We start from the raw sequence: 16546 nt of genomic DNA, 5'->3' as shown, positions 1-16546 counted from the left end.
CATCTGATGTCTCGAAAGTGGCTTTCGCGACGCGCGCTCACCGCGGGCGGTAGGCGTCCGTGACCGTCCGCGTCACCGAATTCCGGCCAGAATCGGTCGCCGACGGCCGCGACGACACGAAAGCCGGAGAACCGAACGGCGGCGCCACGACAAGGGCCTGCCGATGCCAGGTCTTGCCGCCGTCGAAAGGCGCCCGGTCACTCCGAGCGCGGTCACCAGGAGCAGACCGGTCAGGACAGGGACTCTTCGGCGCAGGTGGCACCTCCACGTGCGCTCGTATCGGCGGGCCGAGGCTCGTCGGAAGTGGCCGTTCGGGCACCCGTGATTACGATCACAGCGAGACTCCTGGCCTGACATCTCTACAAACCGACCGCTCAGTACGGCAGACTCGACGGCACTTCCACTCGACGACGAGGAGAACACCCGTGACCGAACACCCCTCCCGCGTAGCGATCGTCACCGGCGCCGGCCGCGGCATCGGGGCGGCCGTGGCCAAGCGGCTCGCCGCCGACGGATTCGCCGTCGGCCTGCTGGACCTCGACGAGGCAGGCGTCAAACAGGGTGCAGAAGCGATCGTCGCCGAGGGCGGCAAGGCCGTCGGTGTCGCGCTGGACGTCAACGACGCCGCGCAGGTCGAAGCCGCGGTGACCCGGGTGGCCGAGGAACTCGGCGCGCCGACCGTGCTGATCAACAACGCCGGTATCACCCGCGACAACCTGCTGTTCAAGATGACCGAACAGGACTGGGACTCGGTGCTGGGCGTGCACCTGAAGGGTTCGTTCCTGATGACCCGCGAGGTGCAGAAGTACCAGACGCAGGAGAAGTGGGGCCGCATCGTCAACCTGTCCAGCACCTCGGCGCTGGGCAACCGCGGCCAGGTCAACTACTCCGCCGCCAAGGCCGGTATGCAGGGCTTCACCAAGACCCTCGCGATCGAACTGGGCAAGTTCAACGTCACCGCGAACGCCATCGCCCCCGGGTTCATCGCCACCGACATGACCGCGGCGACCGCCGAGCGGCTCGGCATGTCGTTCGAGGACTTCAAGGCGGCGGCCGCGTCGCAGATCCCGGTGCAGCGCGTCGGCACCCCCGACGACATCGCCAACCTCGCGTCGTTCCTGGTGAGCGACGGCGCCGGATTCATCTCCGGCCAGGTCATCTACGTCGCCGGCGGACCGAAGGACTGAGCCATGCGCGAATTCGCCTCCCTGCAGGAGTTCGAGAACGCCGTCGGCGAGCATTTCGGCTACAGCGACTGGCTGACGCTCACCCAGGACCGGGTGAATCTGTTCGCCGACGCCACCGACGACCACCAGTGGATCCACGTCGACGTCGAGAAGGCCGCCGAAGGCCCGTTCGGGGCTCCGATCGCCCACGGTTTCCTGACGCTGTCGCTCATTTCGGGTTTCGTCGGCAAGCTCTACCGGGTCCACGGGCTCAAGATGGGCATCAACTACGGCCTGAACAAGGTCCGGTTCCCGCAGCCGGTCAAGGTCGGCGCGAAGATCCGGGCGGGTGCCGAACTGGTCGAGGTCACCGACGTCGCCGGCGGCAAACAGGCCGTCGTCCGGTGGACGATCGAGATCGACGGCGAGCCGAAACCGGCGTGCGTCGCGGAGATGGTCGTCCGGCTGATCGCCTGAGAGAGTGACCTCCGGCACCTCGCCGGACCAGCCCTACCCGACATACCGACTGGTCGGTACTGTAACCGGAAAGCGAGACGCTGGAGGCACCATGAACCAGTCCGACCTGCCGGGCCTCGACCTGGCCAGGCTCAAGGCCCATCTGGACGAGCAGCGGCCGGGGCTCGTCCAGGGCGACCTGAGCGGCCAGGTCGTGGAAGGGGGCCGGTCGAATCTCACCTACATCGTGGGTGACGGCCGGTCCCGCTGGGTGGTCCGCCGCCCGCCGCTGGGCCACGTGCTGCCGACGGCGCACGACATGGGCCGCGAGTACCGGGTGATCTCCGGCCTGCACGGCACGGCCGTCCCGGTGCCGGAAACCGTGCTGCTGTGCGAGGACACCGACGTCATCGGCTCGCGGTTCTACGTGATGGAGTTCGTGGAGGGCACACCCTTCCGCTCCGACACCGAACTCGCCGCGCTCGGCCCCGCCCGGACCAAGGCGATCGCGGAGGAACTGGTCGACACCCTGGTCGCGCTGCACGCCGTCGAGCCGGAATCGGTGGGGCTCGGCGATTTCGGCCGTCCCGAGGGCTTCCTCGAACGCCAGCTGCGGCGCTGGAAGAAGCAGCTCGACGGCAACCGCAGCCGCGACCTCCCCGGCGTCGACGAACTGCACGACCGGCTCGCCTCGTCGGTGCCGGAATCGGGCAAGCCGTCGATCGTCCACGGCGACTACCGGCTGGACAACGTGCTGGTGAACGCCGACGACCGGATCACCGCGGTGCTGGACTGGGAGATGTCCACCCTCGGCGACCCGCTGACCGACCTGGCGCTGCTGGTGGCCTACGCCGAACGCGACAAGGTCTCCTTGCAGTTCGTGTCCAACGCGAGTTCGGCGCCGGGCTATCCGCGCAACGACGAGGTCATCGCGCGGTACGCCGAGCGCTCCGGCCGCGATGTCTCCCGGCTCAACTGGTACGTGAGCTTCGCGTTCTTCAAACTCGCGGTGATCCTGGAAGGCATCCACCTCCGCTACAGCAAGGGGCAGACCGTCGGCGCCGGATTCGACGGCATCGGTTCGGGCGTCGTCCCGTTGATCGCGCACGGCAATGAGACTCTCAAGGAAGAGGGATAGAGATGGACTTCGCCTTCGACGCGAAAACCGAGGAACTGCGGGGAAAGCTCCTCGAGTTCATGGATTCGCACATCTACCCGGCCGAGGCCGTCTTCGAGCGGCAGCTGGCCGAGCGCGACAGCGAATGGTCGCAGCCGCCGATCGTCGAAGAACTCAAGGCCGAGGCCCGCAAACGCGGGCTGTGGAACTTCTTCCTCCCCGGTGACCACGGCGCGGGCTTGACGAACCTGCAGTACGCGCCGCTGGCCGAGATCACCGGCCGCAGTCTCCGGCTCGCGCCGACCGCGGTGAACTGCGCGGCACCGGACACCGGGAACATGGAAGTGCTCACCATGTTCGGCACCGAGCAGCAGAAGAAGCAGTGGCTGCAACCGTTGCTGGACGGGGAGATCCGGTCCGCGTTCGCGATGACCGAGCCCGACGTCGCCTCCTCCGACGCGCGCAACATCGCCACCAGCATCCGGCGTGACGGCGACGAGTACGTCATCAACGGCCGCAAGTGGTACATCTCCGGCGCGATGAACCCGAACTGCAAGATCTTCATCGTGATGGGCAAAACCGATCCTGACGGGCCCGCGCACAAACAGCAGAGCATGATCCTGGTCCCCCGCGACACCCCCGGCATGACCGTGAAACGCGGTATGCACGTGTTCGGCTACACCGACGGGGACCACGGCGGCCACGCCGAAGTGCTCTTCGAGGACGTCCGTGTGCCGGCGGAGAACCTCATCGCCGGTGAGGGCGACGGGTTCGCCATCGCGCAGGCACGCCTCGGGCCGGGCCGGATCCACCACTGCATGCGCGCCATCGGCATGGCCGAACGCGCGCTGGAACTCATGTGCCGCCGGGCGCTTTCGCGCGAGACCTTCGGCAAGCCGATCGCCGAACAGGGCGTGGTGCAGGACTGGATCGCCGAAGCGCGGGTCAAGATCGAGCAGCAGCGGCTGCTGGTGCTCAAGACCGCGTGGCTGATGGACACGGTCGGCAACCAGGGCGCGCACACCGAGATCCAGGCGATCAAGATCTCCACCCCGATCACCGTCGAGTGGATCCTCGACAAGGCGGTGCAGCTGTTCGGCGCGGGCGGCGTCAGCCAGGACTTCCCGGTCGCCGAGATGTGGGCGCAGGTGCGGACACTGCGCCTGGCCGACGGCCCGGACGAGGTGCACAAGCGCTCGCTGGCACACCGCGAGCTGAAGAAGTACCGCGGGGAGGCCTCGAAGTGACCACTGTGGACGATCTCAAGCGGCGCGTGGCCGAGCTGCTGGCCGCGTATCCGCCGGAAAGCACGCCGCGCCAGGACTTCCTCGACGCGCGGTTCGACGCCGGGCTGGCCTGGATCCACTTCCCCGAGGGGCTGGGCGGCCTGAACGCGCCCCGCTCCCTCCAGTCCGTTGTCGACAAAGAGCTCGCCGCGGCGGGCGCCCCGGACAACGACAAACGGCGGATCGGGATCGGTCTCGGCATGGCCGCGCCGACCATCCTCGCCTTCGGCACACCCGAACAGCACCAGCGCTTCCTGCGTCCACTGTGGACAGAACGCGAGGTGTGGTGCCAGCTGTTCAGCGAGCCCGGCGCCGGATCCGACCTGGCCGCGCTGGGCACCCGCGCGGTCCGCGACGGCGACGACTGGGTGGTCACCGGCCAGAAGGTCTGGACGTCGGGCGCGCACAAGTCGCAGTGGGCCATCCTGGTCACCCGCACCGATCCCGACGTGCCGAAACACCGTGGCATGACGTACTTCCTGTGCGACATGACCGCACCGGGCGTCGAGGTCCGGCCGCTGCGGCAGATCACCGGCGAGGCCGAGTTCAACGAGGTCTTCCTCAGCGAGGTCCGCATTCCCGACGCGCACCGCCTCGGCGCCGTCGGCGACGGCTGGAAGGTCGCGCAGACCACGCTGATGAACGAACGGGTCGCGATCGGCGGGACCGAGTTCCCGCGTGACGGCGGCATGGTCGGCGTCGTCGCGGAAGTCTGGCGGGAGCGCCCGGAACTGCGCACGTCCGAACTGCACGACAGGCTGCTGAAGCTGTGGGTGGAGGGCGAAAGCCTGCGCCTGGTGAGTTCGCGGCTGCGGCAGCAGCTCGCCGCGGGCGCGCCGGGGCCGGAGGGTTCCGCGGTCAAGGTCGCGTTCTCGGAGCTGAACCAGGCCGCCTCCGGGCTGGAGATCGAGCTGCTGGGCGACGAGGGCCTGCGCTACGACGACTGGACGATGCGACGTCCCGACGGCGTGAACTTCCTCGGCCGCGAAGCCGGCTATCGCTATCTGCGCGCGAAGGGGAACTCCATCGAGGGCGGCACCTCGGAGGTCCTGCGCAACATCATCGCCGAGCGCGTGCTGGGGCTGCCGTCCGAGCCGCGGATCGACAAGGACGTCGCCTGGAAGGACCTGCCCCGATGACCGACCTGCTGTATTCCGAGGTCGAAGAGGACCTTCGCGCCAGCGTCCGCGATCTGTTCAAAGACCGCGCCGAACCGGCGGCCCTGATCGCCAGGACCGAAACGGCGGAGCCGTACGACCTGAAGTTGTGGCGCACGCTCGCCGCCGACCTCGGCGCGGCGGGGCTCGCCGTCCCGGAAGCACTGGGCGGGCACGGCGCTTCGGCGCGGGAAGTCGCCGTCGTGATGGAGGAGCTCGGGCGCAGCGTCGCCCCCGTCCCCTATCTCGGCAGCGCCGTCCTGGCGACGTCTGCCCTGCTGGCGACCGACACGTCGCAGGCGGAAGTGTCCGAACGGCTCGGGAAGCTGGCCGCGGGCACGCTCATCGGCGCGCTGGCCGTGCGGCTGTCGACCGCGCCCGGCACCGAGTTCCCCTCGACGGTGACCGCGGCGGCCGACGGCACACTGAGCGGCAAGGTCCGCAGCGTCGCCGACGCTTCGGTGGCCGAACTGCTCGTCGTCCCGGCGGTGGGGCCCGACGGCCCCGGCCTGTACACGGTCGACGTGTCGTCGGCCGGAGTGACGGTCACCGAGGCCGTCTCCCTCGACCTCACCCGGCGCATCGCCGACGTCACCTTGGAGAACGCGGCCGCGAAACGTGTCGCCGGCTCCTCGGTGGCCACGTCCGCGCTCGACACGGCGCTCGTGACGGCGGCCGGGCTGCTCGCTTCGGAGCAGCTCGGGATCGCCGAGTGGGCACTGACGGAAACGGTGCGCTACCTCAAGGAGCGTTACCAGTTCGGCCGCCAGGTCGGTTCCTTCCAGTCGCTGAAGCACCGGCTGGCGAACCTGTACACGGATCTCGTCAACGCCAGGGCGACCGCGCGGTACGCCGCCGACTGCCTGGCTTCCGGTGACGACATCGCGATCGCCGTCGCGGTCGCGCAGGCCCGCAACTCCCCCATCGCCGTCCACGCGGCCGAAGAGGCGATCCAGCTGCACGGCGGGATCGGCATGACCTGGGAGCACCCCGCGCACCTGTACCTGAAGCGCGCGAAGAGCGACGAGATCGCGTTGGGCACTCCCGGGCGGCATCGCGCCGCCCTCGCGCCGCTGATCGACCTCCCCGCCTGACCCGCCCGGCGGGGTCCGCCCGGAAACTGTCGGACCCCGCCGGTACAACTGTTCGAACATCCGCTCGAACAGGGAGTCAGCATGAAACTGCTCGTGGCGACCGCGAAGACCCAGGGTCCGCTTCGATCACTGCGCGAAAGGCGAAGTGCTGTGGATCGCCCCCACGGGACGACGACGGCACTCGTCGCGGAACTGCCCGGCTTCACCCTTTCCGACTTCGCCGTCGCCTTGCGGTCGAGCCTGGCCGCCCAGGGCCGGCCACCCGAACGGCGGGCACCCGCGGGCTGAGCGCTACTCGGGCCGCAGCGCCGCCAGCAGGAGGTCGGCGAAGTGGTCACCGATCTGGCGGGCCGAGAGCGCGCCGCCACGCCGGTACCACGAACCGAGGTGGTGCACGGAGCCGAAGAAGAAGTCGACGATCACGTCGGCCGGTTTGTCGCCGCGGAATTCGCCGGACTCCTGGCCTTCCTCGATCAGCGTGCGGAACCGCTCGTGGTACTTGCGGCGTTCCGCGCGGACGGCCTTCTGCTTCTCCACGCTGAGCTGATGCATGGACTGCATGAAGATCGTGTTGTCGTCGAGGTTGTCGATCGTGCTGACGATGACGTCGGAGGCGGCGGAACGCAGCCGCTCCCGCAGCGGCGCCTCACTCGAGGCCACCTTTTCCAGTTGCTCGGTCTGCGAGCGCAGCACCCGGGCGTAGATCTCGTAAAGGAGGTCGTCCTTGGAGCCGAAGTAGTGGTACATCGCGCCCTTGGTGACCCCGGCCGCCTCGACGATCTCCTGCACGGAGGTGCGGTCGAAACCCTTCTTGGCGAAGAGCTTCGTGGCGTGCGACAGCAGACGGCGCGGGACGGCGGCCTGGTCTTCGCCGCCTGCCTCGGCCTTCCGGGTGGTCGCTCGTGTCATGACCGGCTCCTTCTCGTGCGGACACTCAGCATACCGGCCGGTTTGTCGACGCACGGGAAAAGGGGGACTCAAGCTCGCGTGATCAGGCACGTGACTCGCGTGACCGGATGCCGCACCCGGTGTTCCGCCGCCGATCACGCGAGTTCCGGCTTCGATCACGCGAGTTCCGGCTTCGATCACGCGAGTTCCGGCTTCGATCACGCGAGTGCGGTGCCGCGTCACCACGACGCAAGCCAGGACTCGGCCCCGCAAACCTCGTGAGTGGCGATTCGGGTCAGAACCAAGGCTGTCTCAGGTACCTGCTGAATGTGGCGGCAGTTGATCGCAGGTCCATGAACGCCACCCGCGGCTCAGCCGAGGAAACTCGACCTCCACACCTTCCCCAAGTACATGAAGACCCCCTCCCTTGCGCTAGACGCCAGGGTCCCGGCAAAGTCGTATAACTGCTGGTCAGTGCCACTGTCATGAGGCACAGAGGCGTTCGCAGGAGCAGGCTCAGCCAAGAGATCTGGATCTCGACAGTCCACAAGGGACACGAATCGAGACCAAAGAGCCCGATTCAGGCGTTTTACAGTCGTGAGTGTTTTGGGTCGTTCTAACCCTCTTTGCCACTCACGACCCCACGAATAACCGTACCCGTGCCCGCCCTGTCAGCGTTCGGGAACCCAGGCCTGCGCTATCTCGACTTTGCCGGGACCTGGCGCTAGACGCAATGAAGGGGCCTTCACGTACTGCGGCTGCGAGCGAAGAGCGGCGGTGGCGTGGTGGGGCGCGACCACCCCGCCCGAGCGCCGGCCCCCGGCACCAGAACGAAGGGGTCAATACGCGCCGCCGTGCTCGAAGAACCGGCGGGGATTCGTCACCAGCATCGTCGTTATGTCCTTTTCGGAAACCCCACGCTCCCGCAAAGCGGGCAGCACGTCACGGGTGATGTGGAGGAAATGCCAGTTGGGCGCCACGGCGGCCATCTTGTCCTGCTCGAACCAGTCGATGAAACAGGAGGCGTCATGGGAGAGGACCATGCTGCCGGCGTAACCGCGCTCGCACATCGCCGCGACCGTGGCCACCCGGTCGTCGAACGACAGCAACGGGTCGAGCCCGAACCGGTCCATCCCCAGCAACGATCCCTTGTCGGCGATCTCGGTGAGGTAATCGAGGTCGGTGGTGTCGCCGCTGTGGCCGATGAGGACCCTGCTCAAGTCGACGCCTTCGGTCGCGAAGACGGCCTGCTGCTCAAGACCGCGCCGGGTGGGCGCGTGGGTGTGGGTCATGATCGGCGCGCCGGTCTCCCGGTGTGCCTTCGCGACCGCGCGCAGGACCCGTTCGACGCCGGGAGTGACCCCGGGTTCGTCGGTCGCGCACTTCAGCAGGGCCGCCTTCACCCCGGTGCCGGCGATCCCGTCGACGATGTCGCCGGTGAAGAGGCCGACGAGCGGGTCCTCGCCGTCGTCGAAGATGAGGCCCGGTCCGCGATGGTGGAGGTAGTGCGGGACGTCGTTGTAGGTGTAGAGCCCGGTCGCGACGATGATCCGGAGGTCGGTTTCGGCCGCGACCCGCCGCACGCGCGGGATGTAGCGGCCGAGCCCGATCACGGTGGGGTCGACGATGGTGTCGATCCCGGCGGCCTTGAGCTCGTCGAGCCGCCGGATCGCGTCGGCGACGTGTTCGTCCTCGCGGAATCCGTCGTGCTCGGGATGGTTCGCCATGAACTCGGGACTGAGCACGAACAGGTGTTCGTGCATGAGCACCCGGCCCAGCTCGCCGGTGTCGACGGGCCCGCGAACGGTTTCGACCTGTGCCATCCCGCTCAGCCCCTTTCCCGGAGTTCGCGGCGGAGGATCTTGCCGCTCACCGTTTTCGGCAGTTCGTCGAGCACCTCGATCACGCGCGGGTACTTGTACGCGGCGAGGCGTTCCTTGCAGTACGTGACAAGGTCCTGAGGGTCGGGCGTGGTGCCCGGCGCCGGGCTGATGTAGGCCTTCACGGTCTCGCCGCGGTATGCGTCGGGAACGCCGACGACGGCCGCTTCACGCACCGCCGGATGCGTGTACAGGACGTCCTCGACCTCTCGCGGCCAGACCTTGAACCCCGAGGCGTTGATCATGTCCTTCTTGCGATCGACGACGTAGACCCAGCCACTCGGCTCCATGAAGCCGATGTCGCCGGTCAGGAGCCTGCCGCCGGGCAGCGCGGCTTCGGTCGCCTCGGGCCGGTTCCAGTAACCGGGGATCACCATCGGTCCTTCGACGGCGATCTCACCCGCCGTCCCGAACGGCAGTTCCTCACCGTTTTCACCGAGGATGCGCACGATCGTCCCCGGTACGGGCAGGCCGATCGAGATCGTGCCGGACGCTTCGTCGATGGGCGCTTCGAGACTGCTCGGGACGACGATGCAGCCCGCGGTCGTCTCGGTGAGCCCGTAGCCGTTGTGGATGTAGTGGCCGAACCGTTCGCGGAACGTGCCGACCACGGCGGGCGGCAGCGCGGCACCACCGGAGTACAGCAACTCGAAGGAGGCGAAATGTTCGCGGCCGACGCCGGGGTGGGCCATCAACGCCATGTACGCCGTGGACGGGCCGACCGTGTACACGGGCTTGTGCTCCAGGAAGGCGTCGAGCACCACGCCGGGCTCGAACCGGTACGCGAGCGCGAGCGTGCCGCCGATGTCGATCGCGGAGGCGATCTCGCAGACCATGCCGGTGATGTGGAACAGCGGGGCGAGACCGAACAGCGTGGCGCCCTCGCCGAGGCCGCTGAACGTGCTGAGCACGGCCGCGTTCGCACCGAGGTTGCCGTGGGTGTTCATCGCCCCCTTCGGCGTCCCGCTGGTGCCCGACGTGTAGCTGATCAGCGCGACGTCGTCGGCGCCGAGCCCGGGGTCAGGGGGCGGGTCTCCGGCCGCGGCCCGCGCCACCGTCAGCAGATCGGCGGCGCCGGGAGTCGGCTCCCGCACGATCCCGCCGAACACGCGCGCGTCGTCGCGGCCCTGCAGGTCGAGCTCGCTGGTGGTCAGCGCGATCGTCACACCGCTGCCGGGGACGAGCGGGCCGATCCGGCGGTTCCAGCCGCTCTGCGAGCAGACGACCGCGCGCACCCCCGCGTCGTCGAAGACGTGCCGGAGTTCCCGCTCGCGGTACATCGGGTTGACCGGGACGACGATCCCGCCCGCCTTCCACGCGCCGAGCAACGCCAGCACGAACTGCGGGATGTTCTGCAGGACCAGGGCGAGCCGGTCGCCCGGGGCGAAACCGGAGCCCAGCAGATGACGCGCGACGCCGTCGGAGAGCTCGTCGACCTCGCGATAGCTCATCGTGGCGTCGAAGTAGGCGATCGCCGTGGCCTCCGGAGAGCGCTGGACCGCCCGCCGGAAAGACTCCAGGACCGTCGTCGCCTTCGGTGCCTCCGCCGCCTTCATCCGATCTTCGTAGGCGGCCAGCCACGGCTTCGCTTCGTACCGGCTCATGCAGGTTTCCTCCCTGACAAGTCTCGACGATCCTGTAAGCATCCGCTTAGTATGTCGATGACGCAAGGAGGTCGACGTGACCGATCAGCTCTCACCGTCCGAAATGGACACTGTCCGGTACGCCGTGGACGGCGCCGTCGCCACGATCACCTTCGACAAACCCGGGCGCGGCAACGCGATGGACCAGCCGATGCAGATCCGCTACGGCAGGCTGCTGGGTGAGGCCTCGGCCGACCCCGGGGTCCGTGCCGTCGTCGTCACCGGCAGCGGGCGTTCCTTCTGCCCCGGAGCGGATCTGGGATTGCTGGAGGACATCTCCGTCAGCGGCGCCGGTGCGCCGGAACGAGAAGGTTTCCGCGACGTCCTCGCCGCCGCGTATGCCGGCGTGCCGGTGGTCGCGGCGATCAACGGTGGCTGCGCCGGGCTCGGCTTCGTGATCGCCTGCGCCGCCGACGTCCGGTTCGCCGCGGCGGGCGCGAGGTTCACCACCGCCTTCGCACGGCGGGGCCTCATCGCCGAATACGGGGTGGCGAAACTGCTGCCCGAACTCGTCGGCCGCGGCCGGGCGCTCGATCTGCTGCTCTCCGGGCGGACCTTCACCGCGGAACAGGCGTACGAGTACGGCCTGGTGCAGGAAATCGTGCAGCCGGAAGAGCTCTCCGCGCGGGCGATGGCCTACGCCACCGAACTCGCGACCTACAGCGCGCCGCGCTCGATGGCGCTCATCAAACAGCAGGTTCTCCGGGAAGCCGGGCTCTCCCTGGAGGATTCCGCCCGCGAAGCCACCGCCCTGATGCTCGAATCCTTCAGCCACCCGGAACTTCCCGAAGGCCTCGCCAGCTGGAACGAACGCCGCCCGCCGAATTTCCCGCCGCACCAAGGAGATTAGGCCCCGGACGCGCGCCCCGACCGGATCAGACGGTTTCGCCCGTGGTCGCCGCCGCCGAAGCAAGCCGGAACTCGCGTGATCGGAGCCGGATCACGCGAGTTCCGCCTGCGACCCCGGGAGATCACTCCCCGGCGAGCTGCTCCACCTTGCGCTGAAGCTTGTTCATCCCGCCGAGCCAACGGTCGGTCTGTGTGGCCCGCGCGGCGTAGTAGTCCGCGACCTCGGGGTGCGGCAGCACCAGGAAACGGTCGGCGGCGATGGCCTCGAACAACGCGTCCGCGACCTGTTCCGGCTGGATCGCCGACGCGCCCATCAGCAGTTCGCCCGCGGGGCCGGTGTTCTCCAGCATCGCCGTCCGCACGCCCTGCGGGCAGATGGCCTGCACGGTGAGCCCGCGGTGCCGGTACGTCGCCGACAGCCATTCGGCGAAGGCGAGCGCGCCGTGTTTGGTCACCGAATACGACGCCGAACCGAGGCTGGTCAGCAATCCCGCCGCCGAAACCGTCGAAATGAAGTGCCCGCGCCCGCGTTCGAGCCACGGCGGCAGGAGCAGCCGCGCCGCCCGTACGTGCGCCATGACGTTGACGTCCCAGATCCGCGCCCAGTCCTCCTCGGGCGCGTCCACTCCGCCCATCGGCGCGATCCCGGCGTTGGCACAGAAGACGTCGATCTCACCGAGGGTTTCGCGGGCCGCCTCGATCAGCGACGCGACGCCCGCTTCGCTCGCGGCGTCACCGGCGACGGCGGTTCCGCCGATCTCCTTGGCGACCTCGGCCGCGGCGTCCCCGTTCAGGTCGCCGACGACCACGCGCGCGCCCTCGGCGGCGAACCGGCGGGCGAGTACGGCACCGATCCCGCCGCCCCCGCCGGTGACGACGACACCTGATCCGGTGAAGGACGGGGTCACAGGCCACCGGCCAGCGTCACGCCGCCGTCGAGGACCATCGTCTGCCCGGTGATCCAGCCCGCCTCTTCCGAAAGCAGGAACGACACGGCGCTCGCGATATCCGCCGGGACGCCGAGACGCTTCATCGGGTACGGCTCCGAGACCTCTTCTTCGCGGCCTTCGTACAGCGCGGTCGCGAACTTGGTCTTGACCACGGCCGGCGCGACCGCGTTCACGCGGATCTTCGGCCCCAGTTCGAAACCGAGTTCCTTGGTGAGCCGGATCAGCGCGGCCTTGCTGACGCCGTACATCCCGATCCCGGGCGACGCGCCGAGCCCGGCGATGGACGCGACGTTCACCACCGCGCCGCCGTGCTCCCCCATCCAGGCGTCGCGCGCCTTGCGGGTCCACGAAAGCGGGGCGAGCACGTTGACGGCGAAGATCTTCGCGGCGGCGGCGGGATCGACATCCAGGGTGGGCCCGAACACGGGGTTGATGCCGGTGTTGTTGACCAGCATGTCGAGCCGCCCGAAGGCCTCGATGGTCTTGGCGACGGCCTCGTCCTGGTGGGCGTCGTCGTCGGCCTTGCCCGGCACGGCGATGGCGACGGCCTCGCCGCCCAGTTCGGCCACCGCCTCGGCCAGCGGCTCCGGCTTGCGTGCGGTGATGCACACCTTCGCGCCGCGCTCGACGAGGTCCTTGGCGATCCCGAGACCGATACCCCGGCTGGCGCCGGTCACGATCGCGACGCGATCCTTGAAGGAGTGGTTCACTCTGTCGATCTCCTCTGTGTTCACTAGCGAGCGCATTCACTAAGCGAGCGCTCACTTACAATGGGAAGGTCCGGAGGCGCTGTCAAGCCCACACTCCGGTTCGAGCGTCTGGGAGGATCTGCGGATGACCATGTCGCTGTCGGCCGAACTGTGGCCCGACGTCCAGCCGGAGACGGCACGGCGCCTGATGCTGGCCGGGGTCGAATCCTTCGCGCGGCGCGGCTATCACGCGACCACCACCAGGGACATCGCTTCGGCGGCGGGTATGAGCCCCGCGGCGCTGTACGTGCACTTCCCGTCCAAGGCCGCGTTGCTGTTCGCGATCTCGAAGTACGGCCACGAGCAGACGCTCTCCCTGGTCGAGAGCGTCGTGGCACGGGAGACCGACCCGGTCGAGCGGATCCGGCTGCTGGTGGAGGACTTCGTGGCCTGGCACGCGCGGAGGCACACCGTGGCCCGCGTGGTGCAGTACGAACTGCAGGCGCTGCCCGACGAGGAGTTCGAGATCGTCGCGAAACTGCGCCGCCGCATCGAGCAGGTCGTCCGCGAGGTCATCACCGAAGGCGCCCAGGCGGGCGTGTTCACCGTCGGCGACCCGCACACCGCGGCCCGCGCCGTGCTCTCCCTCGGCGTCGACGTCTCCCGCTGGTACAGCGAGCGGGCCCGCCAGACACCCAAGAAGCTGGGCCAGGAGTACAGCGAGCTGGTGCTGCGCATGCTCGGCACGAAACTCTCCTGACCAGTACTGATCGACCATCCCCGGAGATACCGCCACCAGAGTGACATACCAACTGGTCGGTATCTAGAATTACCCGTTGAGACGTTGACCACATACTAAGCGGTTGTTAACTTGCCCGGACTGCATCGCCGCAGCAGCGCCGAGCGAAGGGCATCCAGATGGCCGACACCGCACCGAACGCCCCTGAAACCGCCGCCGAACCGACGATCACCGTCTCCCAGCGCAGGAGGGCCGCGACGGCGGCGGCACTCGCCTCATCGGTCGAGTGGTACGACTACTTCGTCTTCGGGATCGCCGCCGCCCTGGTGTTCGGGAAGACCTTCTTCCCCACCACCAACGCCGCGGCCGGCGTCCTCGCCTCGTTCGCCACCTTCGCGGTCGGCTTCCTCGCCAGGCCGCTCGGCGGGATCATCGCGGGCAGCCTCGGCGACAAACGCGGCCGGAAACCCGTGCTGGTGCTGGCGATCGCGCTGATGGGCGCGGCGACAACACTGATCGGCCTGCTGCCGACCTACGACACGATCGGCATCGCCGCGCCGCTCCTCCTGGTGCTGCTACGGCTCGTGCAGGGGGTCGCCGTCGGCGCCCAGTGGGGCGGCGCGATGCTGCTCGCCACCGAATACGCGCCTCCCGGGAAACGCGGTCTCTACGGCAGTCTCGTCCAGCTCGGCGTCCCGATCGGGGTCGTGCTGGCGAACACGGTGTTCCTGATCGCCGCGCAGGTGGCTCCGCCGTCGGATTTCCTCGTGTGGGCGTGGCGGATCCCGTTCCTGGTCGGCGTCCTCGTGCTCGGGCTGGCCTGGTACATGCACGTCAAGATCGACGAGACGCCCGAATACCGCCGTGCCGAAGCGAAACTCGCCGCCGAGGAACGCGGCCGCGCCAAGTCGCCGCTGCGTGACGTCCTGCGCCACCACAAGGGCACCGTGCTGCTGGCCGGTGGTTCCTTCATGGTCAACACCGCCACCTTCTACATCCTGCTGAACGGCGTCCTCGACTACGCCACCCGTCATCTGGGCATGTCGCGGACCACCGTGCTCGTCGCGACCCTGCTGATCAGCACGCTGCAGCTGGCGATCATCCCGCTGGCGGCGAAGCTGTCCGACCGGATCGGCAGGCTCAAGATCTACACCTTCGGCGCGGCGGGCGTCGCGCTCTGGGCGATTCCGATGTTCCTGCTGATCGACACGGCGTCCCTGCCGCTGTTCGTGGTCGCCTCGTTCGTCGGGTCGCTGTTCCTCGGCATCATGTACGGCCCGCAGGCGGCGCTGTTCGCCGAACTGTTCACCGCCGAGATGCGCTACACCGGCGCCTCGCTCGGCTACCAGATCAGCGCGGTCGTGGGCGGCGGGCTCGCGCCGTTCATCATGGTGCTGCTGCTGGAATCCACCGGGACCTCGATGTCGGTCTCGCTCTACATCATCGTGCTGGCCCTGATCTCGCTCGGTTCGATCGGCCTGCTGGCCAAACGCGCACGGTCCACTTCGGACTCAGACGACCGCGCGCGCGAACCGGTCGGCGACCAGTCGTAGCCGCTCCTTGACCTCCTCCGGCGCCTCCTCCACGACGAAGTCGACGTCCCAGTGGGCGAGGTAGTAGGGCATCACGGAGAGGTCGTTGGAACCGACCCTGACCCGGCAGGTGCGCTCGTCGATGGCCTCGATCGTCCCGGCGGTCGGTGTCACGTACTCGGCGAGCGCCTCCGCCGAGGCGTTGACTCGAAGCACCATCTGGTGCGGATACGGCGACGACGTGATCCCGCGGGAAACGTAGGCCGCGAGGTCCTCGGCGGGCGGTTCCCTCGGCGTGAACCGGAAACTCGTGTCCGGGACGCCGTCGATCCGGTCGACGCGGAAGGTCCGCCAGTCGTCACGATCGAGGTCGAACGCGACCAGGTACCACCGGCGCCCGGTGTGCACCAGGCGCAACGGCTCGATGTAGCGCTCGGTGACGTCGCCGCTGTGGCTGCGGTAGCTGAACCGGAGCCGCTGATGGTCGCGGCACGCCGACGCGATGACCGTCAGCGCCGCCGCGTCGATGACCGGGACGACGCCGCCGAGCGGGATCATCGCGGTGTTCAGCGCGGTCACCCGGTGCCGGAGCCGGGCGGGCAGCACCTGCTCCAGTTTCGTGAGCGCGCGCACCGAGGTCTCCTCGATACCCGACACCGTCCCGTTCGCGGCCGTGCGGAGACCGACGGCGACCGCGACCGCCTCGTCGTCGTCCAGCAGCAGGGGCGGCAGCGCGGCCCCGGCACCGAGCCGGTAGCCGCCCGCGACCCCGGGGGTGGCGTGCACCGGGTAGCCCAGCTCCCGCAGCCGCTCGACGTCGCGCCGGACCGTGCGGACGTCCACCTGCAGCCGGTCGGCCAGGTCGGCGCCCGGCCAGTCGCGCCGTGCCTGCAGCAGGGAGAGGAGCCTCAGCAGCCGTGCCGACGTGCCCGTGGTCATCGGTTCGCTCGCTTCATGGGAGGGAGTCTGGCAGATATTCAGGACAGGTCCGGTCCGCATTGGGCTCGTGAGTGGCGGTGGCGGGTATAAACGACCAAGGCAAAAACAAACCCGAAATTGTACCGGTTAATATAACCCCCCCACAGAGGTAAGTAGCAACC

General features: G+C 68.6%; 16 protein-coding genes. 10 read left to right on the top strand and 6 right to left on the bottom strand.

Annotated features, from left to right (window positions below):
• Positions 1–425: 425 nt before the first annotated feature.
• The 7 genes from fabG (at position 426) to ACFWIW_RS41230 (ending at position 6564) form a co-directional block, all read left to right on the top strand.
• Entirely contained in the window at positions 426–1187 is a 762-nt protein-coding gene (gene fabG, locus ACFWIW_RS41260) for a 3-oxoacyl-ACP reductase FabG (RefSeq protein WP_378373469.1), read from the top strand.
• A gap of 3 nt (positions 1188–1190) precedes the next feature.
• Positions 1191–1643, top strand: a complete 453-nt coding sequence (locus ACFWIW_RS41255; protein WP_378373468.1) for a MaoC family dehydratase — start codon at positions 1191–1193, stop codon at positions 1641–1643.
• A gap of 91 nt (positions 1644–1734) precedes the next feature.
• Positions 1735–2760, top strand: coding sequence for a phosphotransferase family protein (locus ACFWIW_RS41250; RefSeq protein WP_378373467.1), 1026 nt, complete (start codon positions 1735–1737; stop codon positions 2758–2760).
• A gap of 2 nt (positions 2761–2762) precedes the next feature.
• Positions 2763–3986: an acyl-CoA dehydrogenase family protein gene (locus ACFWIW_RS41245; protein WP_378373466.1), complete on the top strand. Its 1224-nt coding sequence runs from the start codon at positions 2763–2765 to the stop codon at positions 3984–3986.
• Complete coding sequence (locus ACFWIW_RS41240; protein ID WP_378373465.1) at positions 3983–5164, top strand: acyl-CoA dehydrogenase family protein; 1182 nt, start codon at positions 3983–3985, stop codon at positions 5162–5164. Before ACFWIW_RS41245 ends, ACFWIW_RS41240 begins: the two co-directional genes overlap by 4 nt.
• Entirely contained in the window at positions 5161–6276 is a 1116-nt protein-coding gene (locus ACFWIW_RS41235; RefSeq protein ID WP_378373464.1) for an acyl-CoA dehydrogenase family protein, read from the top strand. Before ACFWIW_RS41240 ends, ACFWIW_RS41235 begins: the two co-directional genes overlap by 4 nt.
• Before the next feature lie 81 nt (positions 6277–6357).
• Complete coding sequence (locus tag ACFWIW_RS41230; protein WP_378373463.1) at positions 6358–6564, top strand: hypothetical protein; 207 nt, start codon at positions 6358–6360, stop codon at positions 6562–6564.
• Between the two features lie 3 nt (positions 6565–6567).
• Here the strand turns inward: ACFWIW_RS41230 and ACFWIW_RS41225 are convergent, their stop codons facing one another.
• The 3 genes from ACFWIW_RS41225 to ACFWIW_RS41215 all read right to left on the bottom strand — a co-directional run bounded on the left by ACFWIW_RS41225 (position 6568) and on the right by ACFWIW_RS41215 (position 10648).
• Positions 6568–7185 (bottom strand): TetR/AcrR family transcriptional regulator, encoded by a 618-nt coding sequence (locus ACFWIW_RS41225; protein WP_016333237.1) that lies wholly within the window; start codon positions 7183–7185, stop codon positions 6568–6570.
• A gap of 818 nt (positions 7186–8003) precedes the next feature.
• A complete protein-coding gene (locus ACFWIW_RS41220) occupies positions 8004–8987 on the bottom strand; it encodes a phosphotriesterase (RefSeq protein WP_378373462.1) in 984 nt (327 codons plus the stop codon).
• 5 nt (positions 8988–8992) lie between these two features.
• Positions 8993–10648 carry an AMP-binding protein gene (locus ACFWIW_RS41215; protein WP_378373461.1) on the bottom strand — a complete coding sequence of 552 codons (1656 nt, stop codon included), beginning with the start codon at positions 10646–10648 and terminating at the stop codon, positions 8993–8995.
• A gap of 76 nt (positions 10649–10724) precedes the next feature.
• Here ACFWIW_RS41215 and ACFWIW_RS41210 point away from each other — a divergent pair, with 76 nt between their 5' ends.
• Positions 10725–11537, top strand: a complete 813-nt coding sequence (locus tag ACFWIW_RS41210) for an enoyl-CoA hydratase-related protein (RefSeq protein ID WP_378373460.1) — start codon at positions 10725–10727, stop codon at positions 11535–11537.
• 121 nt (positions 11538–11658) lie between these two features.
• Here the strand turns inward: ACFWIW_RS41210 and ACFWIW_RS41205 are convergent, their stop codons facing one another.
• Together ACFWIW_RS41205 and ACFWIW_RS41200 are read right to left on the bottom strand one after the other, a co-directional pair.
• A complete protein-coding gene (locus ACFWIW_RS41205; protein WP_378373459.1) occupies positions 11659–12444 on the bottom strand; it encodes an SDR family oxidoreductase in 786 nt (261 codons plus the stop codon).
• A complete protein-coding gene (locus tag ACFWIW_RS41200) occupies positions 12441–13232 on the bottom strand; it encodes an SDR family oxidoreductase (RefSeq protein ID WP_378373458.1) in 792 nt (263 codons plus the stop codon). The genes ACFWIW_RS41205 and ACFWIW_RS41200 overlap by 4 nt, the downstream gene beginning before the upstream one ends.
• A gap of 88 nt (positions 13233–13320) precedes the next feature.
• On the opposite strand from ACFWIW_RS41200, the gene ACFWIW_RS41195 reads away from it, so the two are divergent.
• Together ACFWIW_RS41195 and ACFWIW_RS41190 are read left to right on the top strand one after the other, a co-directional pair.
• Positions 13321–13935 carry a TetR/AcrR family transcriptional regulator gene (locus tag ACFWIW_RS41195; protein ID WP_016333230.1) on the top strand — a complete coding sequence of 205 codons (615 nt, stop codon included), beginning with the start codon at positions 13321–13323 and terminating at the stop codon, positions 13933–13935.
• Between the two features lie 158 nt (positions 13936–14093).
• Positions 14094–15467 (top strand): MFS transporter, encoded by a 1374-nt coding sequence (locus tag ACFWIW_RS41190; protein WP_378373457.1) that lies wholly within the window; start codon positions 14094–14096, stop codon positions 15465–15467.
• Here ACFWIW_RS41190 and ACFWIW_RS41185 read toward each other — a convergent pair.
• A complete protein-coding gene (locus ACFWIW_RS41185) occupies positions 15426–16385 on the bottom strand; it encodes a helix-turn-helix transcriptional regulator (RefSeq protein WP_378373456.1) in 960 nt (319 codons plus the stop codon). The two genes, ACFWIW_RS41190 and ACFWIW_RS41185, sit on opposite strands and share 42 nt — an antisense overlap.
• Positions 16386–16546 lie beyond the last annotated feature (161 nt).

The organism is Amycolatopsis sp. NPDC058340, from assembly GCF_042723975.1.
GTDB lineage: Bacteria > Actinomycetota > Actinomycetes > Mycobacteriales > Pseudonocardiaceae > Amycolatopsis.
This window is presented reverse-complemented; position numbering and strand designations above follow the sequence as displayed.